This is a genomic window from Massilia rhizosphaerae, assembly GCF_016093545.1.
In the GTDB taxonomy this organism is placed as follows: domain Bacteria; phylum Pseudomonadota; class Gammaproteobacteria; order Burkholderiales; family Burkholderiaceae_D; genus Telluria; species Telluria rhizosphaerae.
Genome location: NZ_JADKYX010000017.1, coordinates 84,238 through 99,807, shown reverse-complemented (window position 1 = coordinate 99,807; position 15,570 = coordinate 84,238). Strand labels below are relative to the sequence as shown.

Below are 15,570 nucleotides of genomic sequence, written 5' to 3'. Positions count from 1 at the left end.
CTGGCAAAGTTCTAGTTTTCATCGATTGGAGATCGCCATGACCCTGCACACGTCTTCACGCCCGAGCCCCGCCTTCGTCGGCGCATCCTGGACCGCCATGATCGTCGGCATCCTCGCCTATCTCACCGGCCTGTGGAACGCGGAGATGCAGCTCAACGAAAAAGGGTATTACTTCACCATCCTGCTGTATGGCTGCTTTGCCGCCGTGTCGCTGCAAAAGACCTTGCGCGACCGCGCCGAGGGCCTGCCGGTGACGGGGCTGTACGTGGGGCTGTGCTGGACGTCGTTGATCGCGTCCATCTGCCTGCTGACGATCGGCCTGTGGAATGCGTCGCTGATGCCCAGCGAAAAAGGTTTTTATGCGATGTCGTTCGTACTGACCCTGTTCGCCATCGTGGCCGTGCAAAAGAACGTGCGCGACCTGGCCGCGGCGGGCGAGCCGCCGGTGGCGCAGCAAGCCTGATCCGTCACGACTTGCCCGGCTTGGCCTGGCCGATGCGCTGGGCCCGGTAAATGCCCGTGTGGCCGGAAAACAGGTAGGCCAGCACGCACCCGACGGCCGCGTACACGCCCACCTCCGCGCCAAACAATTCCACGGCCATCAACGTCGACGCGATCGGCGTGTTGGCCGCGCCCGCGAACACCGCGACGAAGCCGACGCCCGCCAGCAGGGCAAAAGGCACGTGCAGCAGCGGCGCCAGCGCATTGCCGAGGGTGGCGCCGATGTAGAACAGCGGCGTCACTTCGCCTCCCTTGAAGCCGCTGCCCAGCGACGCAATGGTGAAGACCATCTTGCCGGCGAAGTCCCACGGCGCCAGCGGCGCGGCGAACGCGGCCTGGATGGTCGGGATGCCCAGGCCGATGTAGCGGTCCGCGCCGAACACCAGCGCGGCGGCCGCGACGACGCTGCCGCCCAGCAGCGGACGCAGCGGGCCGTACGGGACGCGCCGCTTCATCCAGCCCGACAGCGCGTGGGTGCAATCCGCGAACAGCTTGCCGACGAGGCCGAACAAGGCGCCGGCGATGGCGACGGCCAGCAGGGGCCACAGGGCCAGCGCCGGCACGGCGGCGATGGCGTAATGGGTGTGGTGGATGCCAAGCACGGCGTTCCACAGCAGGCAGACCTGGTCGCCGGCCACCGCGGCCACGAGGCAGGCGAGCAGGGCGTCGTAGCGCAGCCGCCCGATCGCGAGGACTTCCAGGCCGAAGATGGCGCCCGCCAGCGGCGTGCCGAACACGGAGGCGAAGCCCGCGCTGATGCCCGCCATCAGGACGATGCGCCGGTCTTCGTGGTGCAGCCGGAACACGTGCGTGAGCTGGTCCGCGAGCGCGCCGCCCATCTGCACGGCCGTGCCCTCGCGCCCGACGGAGGCGCCGAACAGATGCGAGACCACCGTGCCGCCCAGCACGAGCGGCGCCATGCGCAACGGAATGACTTTTTTCGGGTCGTGGATCTCGTCGATCAGCAGGTTGTTGCCCGCTTCCACGGCGCTGCCGAAGCGCAGGTACAGCCAGCCGACGGCGCATCCGGCCAGCGGCAGTAGGGCGATCAGCCAGCGGTGGGCGATGCGCGTGGCCGTCGCCCACTCGAGGCCGAACAGGAAGAAGGCGGACGCGGAGCCGGCGAGCAGCCCGACGGCAAGGGCGAGCAGCAGCCACTTCGCCATGTATGGCAGCAGGCGCAGCTGTTCGTGGAAGTGTCTGGATAAAAAGGATGGGCCCATGCTGATTATTTTATCGCAGCAACTTTAAATGACCGACAGCCGCGTGTTCACATCTTGAAAAGTCGTTACGGCATCCCTAACTGTGTGTCAATCCGAAATCCAACCCAACAACCAGGGACCGAGAATATGCGACAAGATAAATTGACGACCAAGCTCCAGGAAGCCCTTGCCGATGCGCAAAGCCTGGCGGTCGGCAACGACAACCAATATATCGAGCCGGTCCACCTGCTGGCCGCGCTGCTGGGCCAGAGCGACGGCAGCGCGCGCTCGCTGCTGCAGCGCGCCGGCGTCAACGTGGGCAGCCTGCAGACGGCGCTGCGCTCGGCCTTCGACCGCCTGCCCAAGGTGTCGGGCACGGGCGGCGACGTGCAGGTGGGGCGCGAGCTCGTCTCGCTGCTGAACCTGGCCGACCGCGAATCGCAAAAGCGCGGCGACCAGTTCCTGTCGAGCGAGATGGTGCTGCTGGCCTTTACGGAAGACAAGTCCGAGGCCGGCCGTCTCGCGCGCGAGAACGGTCTCGCCCGCAAGGCACTGGAATCCGCCATCCAGGCCGTGCGCGGCGGCGAATCCGTGAATTCGCAGGACGCGGAAGGACAGCGCGAAGCCCTCAAGAAATATACGCTCGACCTGACGGAACGTGCCCGCAGCGGCAAGCTCGACCCCGTGATCGGCCGCGACGACGAGATTCGCCGCGCCATCCAGGTCTTGCAGCGCCGCACCAAGAACAACCCCGTGCTGATCGGCGAACCCGGCGTCGGCAAGACCGCCATCGTGGAGGGTCTGGCACAGCGGATCGTCAACGGCGAGGTGCCCGATTCGCTGAAGGGCAAGCGCGTGCTGTCGCTCGATATGGCGGCGCTGCTGGCCGGCGCCAAGTTCCGCGGCGAGTTCGAGGAGCGCCTGAAATCCGTGCTCAAGGAGCTGGCGCACGACGAGGGCATGACGATCGTCTTCATCGACGAGATCCACACGATGGTCGGCGCCGGCAAGGCCGAAGGCGCGATGGACGCGGGCAATATGCTCAAGCCCGCACTGGCGCGCGGCGAACTGCACTGCATCGGCGCGACCACTCTGGACGAGTACCGCAAGTACGTCGAGAAGGACGCCGCGCTGGAGCGCCGCTTCCAGAAGATCCTCGTCGACGAGCCGAGCGTGGAGGCGACCATCGCCATCCTGCGCGGCCTGCAGGAAAAGTACGAGCTGCACCACAAGGTCGAGATCACGGACCCGGCGATCATCGCCGCGGCCGAGCTGTCGCACCGCTACATCACGGACCGCTTCCTGCCGGACAAGGCCATCGACCTGATCGACGAGGCTGCCTCGAAGATCAAGATCGAGATCGACTCCAAGCCGGAAGTCATGGACAAGCTCGACCGCCGCCTGATCCAGCTGAAGATCGAGCGCGAAGCTGTCAAGAAGGAAACGGACGAGGGGTCACAACGCCGTCTCGAGCTGATCAATGAAGAGATCGCCCGCCTGGAGCGCGAGTACGCCGACTACGACGAAATCCTCAAGTCCGAGAAGGCGGCCGTGCAGGGCACGACGCACATCAAGGAAGAGATCGAGCGTATCCGCTTGCAGATGGACGAGGCGAAGCGCCAGAGCAATTGGCAGCAAGTGTCGGAGCTGCAGTACGGCCGGTTGCCCGAGCTGGAGAAGCAGTTGAAGGATGCGGAGGCTTCCGGCCATCACGCGGAAGACGCGGACAAGGAAGAGAATATGCGGCCGCGGCTGCTGCGCACGCAGGTCGGCGCCGAGGAAATCGCGGAAGTCGTGTCGCGCGCGACCGGCATCCCCGTGGCGCGCATGATGCAGGGCGAACGCGACAAGCTGCTGCACATCGAAGAGAAGCTGCATGAGCGCGTCGTGGGCCAGGACGAGGCGATCGAGGCCGTGTCCGATGCGATCCGGCGCTCGCGCGCGGGCCTTTCCGATCCGAACCGCCCGTACGGCTCGTTCATGTTCCTGGGCCCGACCGGCGTCGGCAAGACGGAATTGTGCAAGGCCCTGGCGAACTTCCTGTTCGATACGCAGGACGCGCTGATCCGCATCGACATGAGCGAGTTCATGGAGAAGCATTCCGTGGCCCGCCTGATCGGCGCGCCGCCGGGCTATGTCGGCTACGAGGAGGGCGGTTACCTGACGGAAGCCGTGCGCCGCAAGCCGTACAGCGTGATCCTGCTGGACGAGATCGAGAAGGCGCATCCGGACGTGTTCAACGTCCTGCTGCAGGCGCTCGACGACGGCCGCATGACGGATGGCCAGGGCCGCACGGTGGACTTCAAGAACACCGTGATCGTGATGACGTCGAACCTGGGTTCGCACAAGATCCAGTCGATGGACAGCGACGATCCGGCCGTCGTGAAGCTGGCCGTGATGGCCGAGGTGCGCGGACATTTCCGCCCCGAGTTCATCAACCGCATCGACGAGATCGTCGTGTTCCATGCGCTCGACGAGAAGAACATCGGCGCGATCGCGCAGATCCAGCTGAAGAACCTGGAGCAGCGCCTCGAGAAGATGGAAATGTCGCTCGACATCAGCGAGGAGGCCCTGCAGAAGATCGCGGAAGCGGGCTTCGATCCGGTGTACGGTGCCCGTCCGCTCAAGCGCGCGATCCAGCAGCAGATCGAGAATCCGCTGTCGAAGGAAATCCTGGCCGGCCGCTTCGGCCCGAAGGATACGATCCGGGTCGGCGTGCGCGGCGGCCAGCTGGTGTTCGGCGAGGAACCGGCCGTCGAGCTGGCGAAGTAATCGCCTGTTGGAAACGGAAACGCCCTGCCGGCAAGCGCCGGCAGGGCGTTTTTTTTCGTGTTTGCGCGGCCGTGTGTCAGCCCTTGCGGCGGCGCGCCATCAGGCCGAGCAGGCCGAGGCCGCCGAGCATCATCGCGTACGTCTGCGGTTCGGGCACGGCGGCGACGGGGAGATGCTCGCCCATCAGGCTGCCGACCTTGCGGCCGCCGTCCAGGCCGAGCATGTTCACCTTGAGCTGGGGTGCGACGGGATTCGGGTCGCCTCCGGAAAAGGCGAACTGGAAAACCATATCGTCCGTCAGCGCGATGGGCGCGCCCGAGAGACAGAGGGAGGCGCCGGCATGGCTGCCGCCGGTGCAGCCGTTCGCGCTCAACTCGTTGCTGGACAGCGTCCAGTTCGACGCGCCCTTGGGCGCGGCGGTGAGCGACACGCTGTCGAAGCTGCCGAGGTCCTTGAATTGCAGGGCGCCCAGCGAGGCGGCGCCGGTCCAGCTTCCGGTGGGATCGGCGGCGTCGATCTGCAGGGTCAGCACGTTGCCGGACCAGGACGACGTGAAGTCCACGCCCTGGAATGTCAGTGTGCCGGCCTGGGCCGAGCCGAGTGTGGCGGCGCCCAGCAGCGCGGCCAGCAGGGTAGTGCGGATGAGCAATTTCATGTGTTTCCTTCTCCACGCATCGTTAAGAACCCGACAGCTCGCGTCCTGCGAGACTGCCGGGTACATACGGATGACATCCGTGCCGCAAGCGTAGAGGCGGGGGCGATATGGCTCTGTTAGCCGTCTAACGCATCGTTTGTAACAACGGCTGAGCCGGGCGAATGTGTCGCTCGATTGATGAATGTCGTCATTAATGATTCTCTTCGGCATCGCGGCGCAGCCTCATCAAACAAGGCTGCGGAATTTGCGGCAGCATGGACGACGTGCCTATCGGAAACTTTGTCGTGCATTCCGCATCGTGAAAATCTGTTCGCAGATGTGAAAAGCGCACAAGAGCGCCGAGTCGACGTGTTTTCATTTTAAGAAATTTGTTTTCGTATCATGGAATTAAATTCGTAAGTGGCTGATTTTTATATGCTTAAAAATCGTCATATGTCTTATATAAGAGTATTGGTGCTGCGCACAATCGGCGTTATGATGTTTCTAACGGAATCACTGTCCAACCTCGTCTTTTCTATCAGGAGATCGCCATGGCAACTCGTGAACAGCAAATCGCCGCCCTGCAACAGGATTGGGAGTCGAACGCGCGCTGGAAAGGTATCGTCCGCAACTACACCGCGGAAGATGTCGTGCGGCTGCGCGGTTCCGTGCAGATCGAACATACGTTGGCGCGGCGCGGCGCCGAGAAGCTGTGGGACCTGATCAACAACGAGCCGTACGTGAACGCCCTCGGCGCGCTGACGGGCAACCAGGCCATGCAGCAGGTCAAGGCCGGCCTGAAAGCCATCTACCTGTCGGGCTGGCAAGTCGCCGGCGACGCCAACCTGGCCGGCGAGATGTATCCGGACCAGTCGCTGTATCCCGCCAATTCGGTGCCGATGGTCGTCAAGCGGATCAACAACACGTTCCAGCGCGCCGACCAGATCCAGTGGTCGGAAGGCAAGGACGACATCGATTACTTCGCGCCGATCGTGGCCGATGCCGAAGCGGGCTTCGGCGGCGTGCTGAACGCCTTCGAACTGATGAAGTCCATGATCGAAGCGGGCGCCGCCGGCGTGCACTTCGAGGACCAGCTGGCGTCCGTCAAGAAATGCGGCCACATGGGGGGCAAGGTCCTCGTGCCGACCCGCGAAGCCGTCGAGAAGCTGACCGCGGCCCGCCTGGCGGCCGACGTGATGGGCACGCCGACGATCCTCGTCGCCCGCACGGACGCCGAAGCGGCCGATCTGCTGACGGCCGACGTCGACGCGAACGACCAGCCGTTCTGCACGGGCGAACGCACGGTCGAAGGCTTCTTCCGCGTCAAGCCGGGTGTCGACCAGGCGATCGCGCGCGGGTTGGCGTATGCCCCGTACGCCGATCTCGTGTGGTGCGAGACGGGCAAGCCGGACCTGGAATTCGCCAAGCGCTTCGCCGACGCCATCCACGCGAAATTCCCGGGCAAGATGCTCGCATATAACTGCTCGCCGTCGTTCAACTGGAAGAAAAACCTGGACGATGCGACGATCGCCAAGTTCCAGAAAGAGCTGGGCGCGATGGGCTATAAATTCCAGTTCATCACGCTGGCCGGCTTCCACGCGCTGAACTACAGCATGTTCAACCTGGCGCATGGCTATGCGCGCCGCGGCATGTCGGCCTTCGTCGAGTTGCAGGAAGCGGAATTCTCCGCCGCCGACAAAGGCTTCACGGCCGTCAAGCACCAGCGCGAAGTGGGCACCGGCTATTTCGACGCCGTGACCCAGACCATCCAGCAGCACCAGAGCTCGACGACGGCGCTGCACGGCTCCACCGAAGACGAACAATTCTTCGACCAACAGAAAGTCGCCTGAGCCGAAACGATCCTCCACCCATCCTCGCGATGGTCTGCCGCAGTGGCCACAAGCCGCTGCGGCATTTTTTCGCCTCCCCCAAAATTCGGGGTCAGAGCATTTTTTGCGCCGGATTCGGGGTCAGAGCGAATTTCGGATCAATTTTTGATCGGCAATATACCGTGTCGCTGAACGCGGCGTTGTCCTGCCACTTGGCGAAAAGCCGGCGGATTCGCCTGTAAACTTGCCCCAAAGCTCGTGCACTCAAAAGTGCTCTGACCCCAAAATTTCGCCAAAAAATGCTCTGACCCCGAATTTAGCCGGTTGTTGGGGTGGAGGCGTATCTGGTGGATAATGGCGGTTGGCCCGCAACCGCGATCGCACCGCGGGCGCCGCATCAATCAGATTGGAATCCCTATGTTCAGCTACCGCCACGCCTTTCACGCGGGTAATCACGCCGATGTCCTGAAGCACTTTATTCAGGTTCAGTTGCATAAATACATGAACCAGAAAGACACGGCTTACACGTATATCGACACCCATGCCGGTGCCGGCGTGTACGCGCTCGATAGCGCGCAGGCGGTCAAGAGTGGCGAATACGTCGACGGCATCGCGCGCCTGTGGGACCGCGACGATTTGCCGCCGGCGCTGGCCGATTACGTGAGCCTCGTGCGCTCGCTCAATCCGAGCGGCAAGCTGCGCTGGTATCCCGGTTCGCCGTGGGTGGCCGATGCCGAGGCGCGGCTGGAGGACCGCCTGCGCCTGTTCGAGCTGCATCCGGCCGACATCAAGGTGCTGGCGGAAAACGTCCGCAAGCTCGAAGCGCATCATGCGGAGCAGGGCCAGCGCGCGCGCGGCCGCCGCATCCTCGTCGACCACGCGGACGGCTTCCACGGCCTGAAGGCGTTGCTGCCGCCGCCGTCGCGCCGGGCGCTGGTGCTCGTCGATCCGCCATATGAAGTCAAGCTCGACTACAAGCACGTGCGCGACGCGCTCGAGGAAGCGCTCAAGCGTTTCCCGGCCGGCATGTACGCCGTCTGGTATCCGGTGCTGCAGCGCATGGAATCGCGCCAGTTCCCCGACCGCCTGAAACGCCTGCCGGCCAAGGAGTGGCTGCACGTGACCTTGAGCGTGGCCGGACCGCGCGCCGACGGCAACGGCCTGCACAGCAGCGGCATGTTCATCCTGAACCCGCCGTACACGCTGGAAGCGACGCTGCGCGAAACGATGCCCTACCTCGTGCAGGTACTGGGCCAGGACGCGGGCGCGACGTTCCGGATCGAGAAGGGCACGCAACTCACGGGCGCGGTGGGCGCGCGCGGCGGTGCCGTCGGCACGCCGCGCCAGCCGGTGGGCAATGCGCGCCGCGCGAGTCCGCTGTCCGGCGGCGGCAGCCTGCGCCTGCCGGGCCAGGCGTTCGGCGAAGGCGAGCACGGCGGCCGCGCGGCCAAGGGCAAGCAGGACGGCGCGGCGCCAGGCCCGCGCGACGCCGGTACGGGCGGCAATGCCAAGCCGCGCGGCCCGCGCAGCGAGGCAGCCCTCGCGCCGCGCGGCCCGTTCAAGCGCAACGGCTCGGGCCGTTCCTGACCCCGTATGCATGCATCGTTTCAGGCGAGCACATCTGCGTCTGAAACGATTTGATACGATGTCGAAATGTAAAGACTTCGCGCATGGTGTATAGTCGGACCGGTGTTCCGGCCAGACCGGACCCGGTACGCATGGTGCGTGCCGTGCGTTTCAGGAGTTTTTACATGCATGCGGTAGCAACGGCAGTCGCGTCCACGCCGTCCGACGAATTCTTTTTGGCGCGCCAGCCCATTCTCGGACGCGACCAGAAACTGGTGGCGTTCGAGTTGCTGTTTCGCGCCGCGCCGGAGCACGAGGACGCGCAGCTGACCGATTATGCCGCCGCCACCGCCGCCGTGATTTCCCATGCGTCGCAACTGGGCATGAGCCACGTGGTGGGCGAGCAGGTTGCCTTCGTCAATGTCGACGAGGTCGTGTTGATGAGCGATTTCGTCCGCTTCCTGCCTCCCGATCGGGTGATACTCGAAATCCTGGAAACTGTCCGTCCCACGGCGCGGTTGCTGGCGCGCATCCGGGAATTGAAAGAGCTTGGCTTCAAGTTCGCTCTCGACGATGTTATAGGCCATTCCGAGCAGGTACGCAAGCTTCTGAACCTCGTCGACGTCATCAAGATCGATCTGCAAGGCGTCGGGCGCGGCGAGCTTGCCGAACTCGTGCGCACGCTGCGCGGACCGCACCAGAAGCTGCTGGCGGAGAAGGTCGAGACGGTCGAAGAATTCCAGCTGTGCATGGAACTCGGCTTCGAATATTTCCAGGGTTATTATTTTGCCCGCCCGGCCATCTTGTCCGGCCGCAAGATCACGCCGTCCGAGCTCGTGCTGCTGCGTCTGCTGGACCTGATCCACTCGCACGCCGACAACGACGCGATCGAAGCGGCCGTCAAGCGCGACGCGCTGCTCAGCCTGAACCTGCTGCGCCTGGTGAACGGGCACCTGACGGGCACGGGCGCGCCGCGCGTGGAATCGATCTCGCAGGCGCTTGCCCAGCTCGGCCGCAGCCAGTTGCAGCGTTGGGTGCAGATCCTGCTGTACAGCGGCCCGGAGGGCCACGTCGAACTGAATTCGCCGCTGCTGCAGATGGCGACCACGCGCGGCCGGCTGCTCGAGCTGATGACCTTGACCCTGCGTCCGGGCGACGTCGGCGGTGCCAACGCGGCGTTCACGGTCGGCATCATGTCGCTGATGGATGCGTTGTTCGGCGTGCCGATGCGCGAGATCCTCGGCAAGGTCGACATCTCGCGCGACGTCCGTGCCGCGCTGCTGGAGCGCGCCGGCGATTACGGCGCCATGCTGAGCGTGGCGGAAGCGCTGGAGCACGCCGAGACGGGCTGCGACATGGGGGCCGCGCTGGGCCGGCTGGGCCTGTCCGTCAAGCAGGTGCGCGAGATCGAATTGGCCGCCTTCGGCTGGGTGCGCGAACTCGGTGCCGAGGTGCACTGAGCCCGCGGCCGCGTCACTGCGCCAGGAACAGGAAGACGGTCGGCTTCTTGTGGAAATCCGGCGCACGGCCGGCGGCCAGCTGCGCCTTCCACTTGGCGGCCGCCTGCGTGCGCACGGTTTCCGTCGGCAGCGACAGGTCCGTCGCGACGCAGATCAACGTGCCCGGCTGGCAGGCGCCAACGAGCGCTTCCAGCATCGCGCCGTTGCGATAGGGCGTCTCGATCAGCAACTGCGTCTGCTTGTCGCTGCGCGAGCGCTGCTCCAGCTGCTGGATGCGCTTCGTGCGCTGGGCGGCATCCGTCGGCAGATAACCGTTGAAGGCGAAGCTCTGGCCGTTCAGGCCGCTCGCCATGACGGCCAGCAGCAAGGACGATGGCCCGACCAGCGGACGCACGTTCACGCCGTGCTGGTGCGCCAGCCGGACGAGGTCGGCGCCGGGGTCCGCGACGGCCGGCACGCCCGCTTCCGACACGAGGCCCGCATCGCGTCCTTCGAGCAGCGGCGCCAGCAGCGCGGCCAGCGCCTGCGGCGGCGTGTTGACGTTCAGTTCGGCGATCCGGATGTCCTGCAGGGGACGCGCGAGCGGATGGTCGATGGCGACCAGCTTCAGGAAGGCGCGCGCCGTCTTGGCGTTCTCGGCCACGAAATAGTCGAGCTTGCTGGCGATGTCCTGCACCTGTTCGGGCAGGATGTGGGACAGCGCGTGCGGCGCCGCTTCGGTCGGGCCGAGGGTGTTCGGGATGAGGTAGAGCGTACCGGGCATCGTTGTTATTGTTGGCGATTAAAAAATGGCATGCCGGCGCGGCGCAGCATGCCCGTGAGAGCGATCAGGGGCAGGCCCGTCAAGGCGGTCGGGTCGCTGCTGTCGATGCGTTCGAGCAGGGCGATGCCGAGGCCCTCGTTCTTGGCGCTGCCGGCGCAGTCGTACGGCTGCTCGATGCGCAGATAGGCGTCCAGCTCCGCGTCCGGCAGGTCGCGGAACGTCACGAACACTTGCACGTTCTCGACTTGCGCCGCGGCCGCGGCTTCGTCCGCGGGCAGGCGTCCGTCCCACAGGCACAGGGCCGTATGGAACACGACGCGGCGCCCCCGCATCGTCTGCAGCTGGGCGAGGGCGCGGGCGTGGTCGCCGGGCTTGCCGATCTGGGCGCCGTCCAGTGTCGCGACCTGGTCCGAGCCGATCACGAGCGCGCCCGGGTGCGCGCGGGCGACGGCCGCCGCCTTGTCGCGCGCCAGCCGCAGCGCCGTCGCTTCCGGGCTTTCGCCGGGATGCGGGGTTTCGTCGACGTCCGGCGCGACCGCTTCGAACGGCAGGCGCAGGCGGCTCAGCAGTTCGCGGCGGTAGGCCGAACTGGAGGCGAGAATGAGGCGCGGAAGGGTAGGGCTGGACATCGATTTTTGTAAATAAAACAGGAAGATAGCGCTTTTGCGACGGAGTCTTTGACTGCGCGGGCCGAAGCCTGCTATTATCGCAGGTTTTCCGGGGATGTTTTTCCAAATGAGCGCTTTTGTCATCGACGCCTTTGAATTTTGTCGGAACAACGGCTATCGTGAAGGCGTCACGCCGGTGGCGGACATGCCCCGCTTGGCGGCCGATTGCGCCGATCGCTCCGGCGAGATCGCATGGTCCATCCAGGGCGGCCAGACCCGCCAGGGGTATCCGATGCTGACGCTGTCCGTCTCCGGTACCGTGCAACTGGTCTGCCAGCGCTGCCTGACCCCGTTCGGCTACGAGATCGGTTCCTCGACCGTGCTGGTGCTGGGCAAGGACGACGCGGAAGCGGACGAAATCGAGGAAATCCTCGACGACGAGAGTATCGACGTGATCGTCGGCAGCCATACCTGCGACATCCGCGACCTGCTCGAAGACGAAGCCCTGCTGGCCCTGCCGCAGGCACCGAAACACGAGGTATGCCCCGATACCAAGCTGCTGGACTCGATCAAGTCCGAGAAGGTATCGCCGTTCGCGGCTTTGAAGAACCTCAAATCAGAATAAGAAGTAAACAAAAGAATTGCAGTGAGTGCGGCCTCCGGGTAGCATTCGCAGCGTCAAAACGTGTCAAGCGCGTGCAGCTCGAGTATTGAGTCATCGTTGTAAGGCAGCGTTAAACATGTCGGCAATGACGGTTATTGCCGCTGGGATACTCGATGCGCATGTACTTGCAAGTCGAATGTGTTAGAATTTTAGAACTTATGTTTAGGAGTCATCATGGCAGTTCAACAGAATAAGAAGTCCCCGTCGAAGCGCGGCATGCACCGCTCGCACGATTTCCTGACCGCCCCGAACCTGGCAGTCGAGCCGACCACCGGCGAAACGCACCTGCGTCACCACATCAGCCCGAACGGCTTCTATCGTGGTCGTAAAGTGCTCAAGACCAAGAACGACGAGTAATCGACGTCTTGCTGTTTTGTTCCATGAAAGCGGTGCAACGTATGTCGAATGCGTGGCGCCGCTTTTTCTTTCGCGGTAACTCCGTCATTTACCATCCCGCTGACTCGGACTGCTTTGCACCCCGCCGAGAACACGCCGCCGCCGGCCGACCTTGAGCCCGCGGTTCATCCCGACAAATGACAATCAAAATTTCCATCGACTGCATGGGCGGCGACCACGGCCCCGCCGTGACGATCCCGGCAGCCCTCGCATTCCTCAAGCACGAACCCGACGCCGAGCTGATCCTCGTTGGTCAGGAAGAGCAGCTCCGTGCTGAACTCAAGAAACACCACGCGGGCGACAATCCGCGCCTCGCCGTCCGCCACGCCTCGGAAGTGGTGGCCATGGACGATCCCGTCGAAGTCGCGCTGCGCCGCAAGAAGGATTCGTCGATGCGCGTCGCGATCGAGCTCGTCAAGGACGGCAGCGCCGACGTGTGCGTCTCCGCCGGCAATACGGGCGCGTTGATGGCCATCTCGCGCTATGTCCTGAAAACCATGGCCGATGTGGACCGTCCGGCCATCTGCTCGATCCTGCCGAACCAGAAGGGCGGCCCGACCTATATGCTGGACCTGGGCGCCAACGTGGATTGCGAGCCGCACCACCTGCACCAGTTCGCCATCATGGGCGCCGTGCTGTTCGAGGCGATGGAACACCGCCGCCCGAGCATCGGTCTGCTCAATGTCGGTACGGAAGAGATCAAGGGCAACGAAGTGGTCAAGGCCACCGCACCCCTGCTGCGGGCCGACCACGAACGCGGCGTGCTGAATTTCCACGGCAACGTCGAAGGCAACGACATTTTCAAGGGCACGGTCGACGTCGTCGTGTGCGACGGGTTCGTCGGCAACGTGACCTTGAAGGCCATCGAGGGGCTGTCCCGCTTCGTCAAGTCGGTATTCCTGGAAACGACGATGTCGAAGATCGGTGCACTGTTCGCGCGCAAATCGCTCAAGAAGCTGAACCCCGAAAGTTATAACGGCGCCGGTCTGCTGGGCCTCAAGGGCCTGGTCTTCAAGAGCCACGGCGGCGCCAGTGCCTACGCCTACGAGTGGGCACTTCGGCGCGCTTTTGACGCGGCGAAATATAATGTGCAAGCGCAACTCTCGACCTTGATCGCCGAAATGTTGCCGCAAGCTCCCGATCCGGAAGCGCCAGGCTCAACTATTCAGCAGGGTTAGCAATGACTTACAGCAAAATTATCGGCACCGGCAGCTACCTGCCCGCACAGCGTGTCACGAACGACGACCTCGCGGCCCAGCTGGCCGCCAAGGGCATCGAGACCTCGGACGAGTGGATCGTGACCCGCAGCGGCATCTCCGCGCGCCACTACGCGGCGCCCGACGAAAACGCGTCGGACCTGGCCGTGAACGCGGCGCGCAAGGCGCTCGAGGCGGCCGGCCTCGAGGCCGAACAGATCGACCTGATCATCGTCGCCACGTCGACCCCGGACTTCTTCGGCAGCTTCCCCAGCACCGCCTGCATCGTCCAGAACAAGCTCGGCATGCGCAACAACAGCGCCGCGTTCGACATGGGGGCCGTGTGCTCCGGCTTCGTCTACGCGATGGCGACGGCCGACGCCTTCATCAAGGCCGGCAATGCGAAGAACGTGCTCGTGATCGGCACGGAAGTGTTTTCCCGCATCCTCGATTTCGACGATCGCAGCACCTGCGTGCTGTTCGGCGACGGCGCCGGCGCCGTCGTGCTGACGGCGTCCGCCGAGCCGGGCCTGCTCGCGGTCAAGCTGCATGCGGACGGCAGCCATGGCGACATCCTGTGCGGCCCCGCGAACCCGTCGAACCTGGCCGCGCCCCGGAAATTCCTGTACATGGACGGTCCGGCCGTGTTCAAGCTGGCCGTCTCCGTGCTGGAAAAGGTCGCCAACGAAGCCCTGGCCCACGCGCAGATGCCGGCCGCCGAGATCGACTGGCTGATCCCGCACCAGGCCAACCTGCGCATCATGACGGGCACCGCGAAAAAGCTGGGCATGTCGGCCGAGAAGATGATCGTCACCGTCCACGAACACGGCAACACGTCGGCCGCGTCGATCCCGCTGGCGCTCGACGTCGCCGTGCGCGACGGCCGCATCAAGCCCGGCCACAACGTCATGATGGAAGGCGTGGGCGGCGGCTTCACGTGGGGCGCCGTGCTGGCGCGCATGTGACGCCGGCCTGCGCCGAACAACAAGAAACACAAGAATCAAGGAGTTTAGATGAGCAAATTCGCATTCCTTTTCACGGGCCAGGGCGCGCAAGCCGTCGGCATGCTGAACGGCTTCGCCGGCAACCCGGTCGTCGCAGAGACCGTGCTTGAGGCATCGGACGCGCTGGGCCAGGACCTCGGCAAGCTGATCGCCGAAGGTCCGAAGGAAGAACTGGATCTCACCACCAATACGCAGCCCGTGATGCTGACGGCCGCCGTCGCCGTGTACCGCGCGTGGATCGCCGCGGGCGGCCCGCAACCGGCCGTCGTCGCCGGCCACAGCCTCGGCGAATACTCGGCACTGGTCGCCGCCGGCGTGATCGACTTCAAGGATGCCGTGCCGCTCGTGCGCTTCCGTGCGCAATCGATGCAGGATGCCGTGCCGGTCGGGCAGGGCGGCATGGCCGTGATCCTCGGCCTTGCTGCCGACGACGTGCGCGCCGTGTGCGCCGAGGCCGAGAAAGGAGGAGATGCGGGCGAAGTCGTGGAAGCCGTCAACTTCAACGAGCCGACGCAGATCGTGATCGCGGGCCACACGGCCGCCGTCGAGCGCGCCTGCGACATCGCCAAGGCCAAGGGCGCCAAGCGCGCCATGAAGCTGGCCGTGTCGGCGCCGTTCCACTCGTCGCTGCTCAAACCCGCCTCGGACCGCCTGCGCGACTATATGGCGAACCTGAACTTCGCGGCGCCGCGGATCGACTTGATCAACAACGTGGACGTCGCTATCCTGAACGATCCGGCCGCGATCAAGGACGCGCTGGTGCGCCAGGCCGCCGGTCCGGTGCGCTGGGTCGAGACCATGCAGAAGATGGCGGCGGATGGTGTGACCCAGGTCATCGAATGCGCGCCGAGCAAGACCCTGATCGGCATGGCCAAGCGGATCGACCCCGTGCTGGTGGGCGAAGCCCTGGTCGACCAGGCCGCGCTGGAGCGTGTGCTCGCCGCCGTCCAGGGCTGAGCGCAGCAATATCCCCCG

15 protein-coding genes are annotated in these 15,570 nt (G+C 64.7%); 10 read left to right on the top strand and 5 right to left on the bottom strand.

The features are described 5' to 3' along the window. Positions 1–37 precede the first annotated feature (37 nt). A complete protein-coding gene (gene yiaA / locus ISF28_RS22210) occupies positions 38–463 on the top strand; it encodes an inner membrane protein YiaA (RefSeq protein WP_198119352.1) in 426 nt (141 codons plus the stop codon). A gap of 4 nt (positions 464–467) precedes the next feature. On the opposite strand, the gene ISF28_RS22205 is transcribed toward yiaA, so the two are convergent. Continuing rightward, on the bottom strand, positions 468–1,667 hold the full coding sequence (locus tag ISF28_RS22205) for a voltage-gated chloride channel family protein (protein ID WP_229519285.1): 1,200 nt from the start codon (positions 1,665–1,667) through the stop codon (positions 468–470). Positions 1,668–1,850: 183 nt separating this feature from the next. Between ISF28_RS22205 and clpB the strand changes: the two genes are divergently transcribed. Further along, positions 1,851–4,475 (top strand): ATP-dependent chaperone ClpB, encoded by a 2,625-nt coding sequence (clpB, locus tag ISF28_RS22200; protein WP_198119350.1) that lies wholly within the window; start codon positions 1,851–1,853, stop codon positions 4,473–4,475. Between the two features lie 76 nt (positions 4,476–4,551). Here the strand turns inward: clpB and ISF28_RS22195 are convergent, their stop codons facing one another. Next, positions 4,552–5,130, bottom strand: coding sequence for an FxDxF family PEP-CTERM protein (locus ISF28_RS22195; RefSeq protein ID WP_198119349.1), 579 nt, complete (start codon positions 5,128–5,130; stop codon positions 4,552–4,554). Positions 5,131–5,660: 530 nt separating this feature from the next. On the opposite strand from ISF28_RS22195, the gene aceA reads away from it, so the two are divergent. Then, positions 5,661–6,959, top strand: a complete 1,299-nt coding sequence (gene aceA, locus ISF28_RS22190; protein ID WP_198119348.1) for an isocitrate lyase — start codon at positions 5,661–5,663, stop codon at positions 6,957–6,959. Positions 6,960–7,202: 243 nt separating this feature from the next. Here aceA and ISF28_RS22185 read toward each other — a convergent pair whose 3' ends face one another. Then, positions 7,203–7,433 carry a hypothetical protein gene (locus ISF28_RS22185; protein ID WP_198119427.1) on the bottom strand — a complete coding sequence of 77 codons (231 nt, stop codon included), beginning with the start codon at positions 7,431–7,433 and terminating at the stop codon, positions 7,203–7,205. 6 nt (positions 7,434–7,439) lie between these two features. Between ISF28_RS22185 and ISF28_RS22180 the strand changes: the two genes are divergently transcribed. Beyond that, positions 7,440–8,525: a 23S rRNA (adenine(2030)-N(6))-methyltransferase RlmJ gene (locus ISF28_RS22180; RefSeq protein ID WP_229519284.1), complete on the top strand. Its 1,086-nt coding sequence runs from the start codon at positions 7,440–7,442 to the stop codon at positions 8,523–8,525. 164 nt (positions 8,526–8,689) lie between these two features. Beyond that, a complete protein-coding gene (locus ISF28_RS22175) occupies positions 8,690–9,964 on the top strand; it encodes an EAL and HDOD domain-containing protein (RefSeq protein WP_198119346.1) in 1,275 nt (424 codons plus the stop codon). Between the two features lie 13 nt (positions 9,965–9,977). Here the strand turns inward: ISF28_RS22175 and ISF28_RS22170 are convergent, their stop codons facing one another. Together ISF28_RS22170 and ISF28_RS22165 are read right to left on the bottom strand one after the other, a co-directional pair. Then, positions 9,978–10,727: an SAM-dependent methyltransferase gene (locus ISF28_RS22170; protein WP_198119345.1), complete on the bottom strand. Its 750-nt coding sequence runs from the start codon at positions 10,725–10,727 to the stop codon at positions 9,978–9,980. Positions 10,728–10,732: 5 nt separating this feature from the next. After that, positions 10,733–11,356, bottom strand: coding sequence for a Maf-like protein (locus ISF28_RS22165; RefSeq protein WP_198119344.1), 624 nt, complete (start codon positions 11,354–11,356; stop codon positions 10,733–10,735). A gap of 106 nt (positions 11,357–11,462) precedes the next feature. Here ISF28_RS22165 and ISF28_RS22160 point away from each other — a divergent pair, with 106 nt between their 5' ends. The 5 genes from ISF28_RS22160 to fabD all read left to right on the top strand — a co-directional run bounded on the left by ISF28_RS22160 (position 11,463) and on the right by fabD (position 15,552). After that, a complete protein-coding gene (locus tag ISF28_RS22160; RefSeq protein WP_198119343.1) occupies positions 11,463–11,960 on the top strand; it encodes a YceD family protein in 498 nt (165 codons plus the stop codon). A gap of 213 nt (positions 11,961–12,173) precedes the next feature. Next, positions 12,174–12,356 carry a 50S ribosomal protein L32 gene (gene rpmF, locus ISF28_RS22155; protein ID WP_005666806.1) on the top strand — a complete coding sequence of 61 codons (183 nt, stop codon included), beginning with the start codon at positions 12,174–12,176 and terminating at the stop codon, positions 12,354–12,356. Positions 12,357–12,532: 176 nt separating this feature from the next. Next, positions 12,533–13,573, top strand: coding sequence for a phosphate acyltransferase PlsX (plsX, locus tag ISF28_RS22150; RefSeq protein WP_198119342.1), 1,041 nt, complete (start codon positions 12,533–12,535; stop codon positions 13,571–13,573). Between the two features lie 2 nt (positions 13,574–13,575). Next, the gene (locus ISF28_RS22145; protein ID WP_198119341.1) at positions 13,576–14,556 is read left to right on the top strand and encodes a beta-ketoacyl-ACP synthase III; all 981 of its coding nucleotides are present in this window, start codon (positions 13,576–13,578) and stop codon (positions 14,554–14,556) included. A 48-nt stretch (positions 14,557–14,604) separates the two neighbouring features. After that, complete coding sequence (gene fabD / locus ISF28_RS22140) at positions 14,605–15,552, top strand: ACP S-malonyltransferase (RefSeq protein WP_198119340.1); 948 nt, start codon at positions 14,605–14,607, stop codon at positions 15,550–15,552. Positions 15,553–15,570 lie beyond the last annotated feature (18 nt).

Coding starts and splice junctions, on each gene's coding strand:
- yiaA (WP_198119352.1), top strand. CDS start 38: ATGACCCTGCACACGTCTTCACGCCCGAGCCCCGCCTTCGTCGGCGCA.
- ISF28_RS22205 (WP_229519285.1), bottom strand. CDS start 1,667: ATGGCGAAGTGGCTGCTGCTCGCCCTTGCCGTCGGGCTGCTCGCCGGC.
- clpB (WP_198119350.1), top strand. CDS start 1,851: ATGCGACAAGATAAATTGACGACCAAGCTCCAGGAAGCCCTTGCCGAT.
- ISF28_RS22195 (WP_198119349.1), bottom strand. CDS start 5,130: ATGAAATTGCTCATCCGCACTACCCTGCTGGCCGCGCTGCTGGGCGCC.
- aceA (WP_198119348.1), top strand. CDS start 5,661: ATGGCAACTCGTGAACAGCAAATCGCCGCCCTGCAACAGGATTGGGAG.
- ISF28_RS22185 (WP_198119427.1), bottom strand. CDS start 7,433: ATGCAACTGAACCTGAATAAAGTGCTTCAGGACATCGGCGTGATTACC.
- ISF28_RS22180 (WP_229519284.1), top strand. CDS start 7,440: ATGAACCAGAAAGACACGGCTTACACGTATATCGACACCCATGCCGGT.
- ISF28_RS22175 (WP_198119346.1), top strand. CDS start 8,690: ATGCATGCGGTAGCAACGGCAGTCGCGTCCACGCCGTCCGACGAATTC.
- ISF28_RS22170 (WP_198119345.1), bottom strand. CDS start 10,727: ATGCCCGGTACGCTCTACCTCATCCCGAACACCCTCGGCCCGACCGAA.
- ISF28_RS22165 (WP_198119344.1), bottom strand. CDS start 11,356: ATGTCCAGCCCTACCCTTCCGCGCCTCATTCTCGCCTCCAGTTCGGCC.
- ISF28_RS22160 (WP_198119343.1), top strand. CDS start 11,463: ATGAGCGCTTTTGTCATCGACGCCTTTGAATTTTGTCGGAACAACGGC.
- rpmF (WP_005666806.1), top strand. CDS start 12,174: ATGGCAGTTCAACAGAATAAGAAGTCCCCGTCGAAGCGCGGCATGCAC.
- plsX (WP_198119342.1), top strand. CDS start 12,533: ATGACAATCAAAATTTCCATCGACTGCATGGGCGGCGACCACGGCCCC.
- ISF28_RS22145 (WP_198119341.1), top strand. CDS start 13,576: ATGACTTACAGCAAAATTATCGGCACCGGCAGCTACCTGCCCGCACAG.
- fabD (WP_198119340.1), top strand. CDS start 14,605: ATGAGCAAATTCGCATTCCTTTTCACGGGCCAGGGCGCGCAAGCCGTC.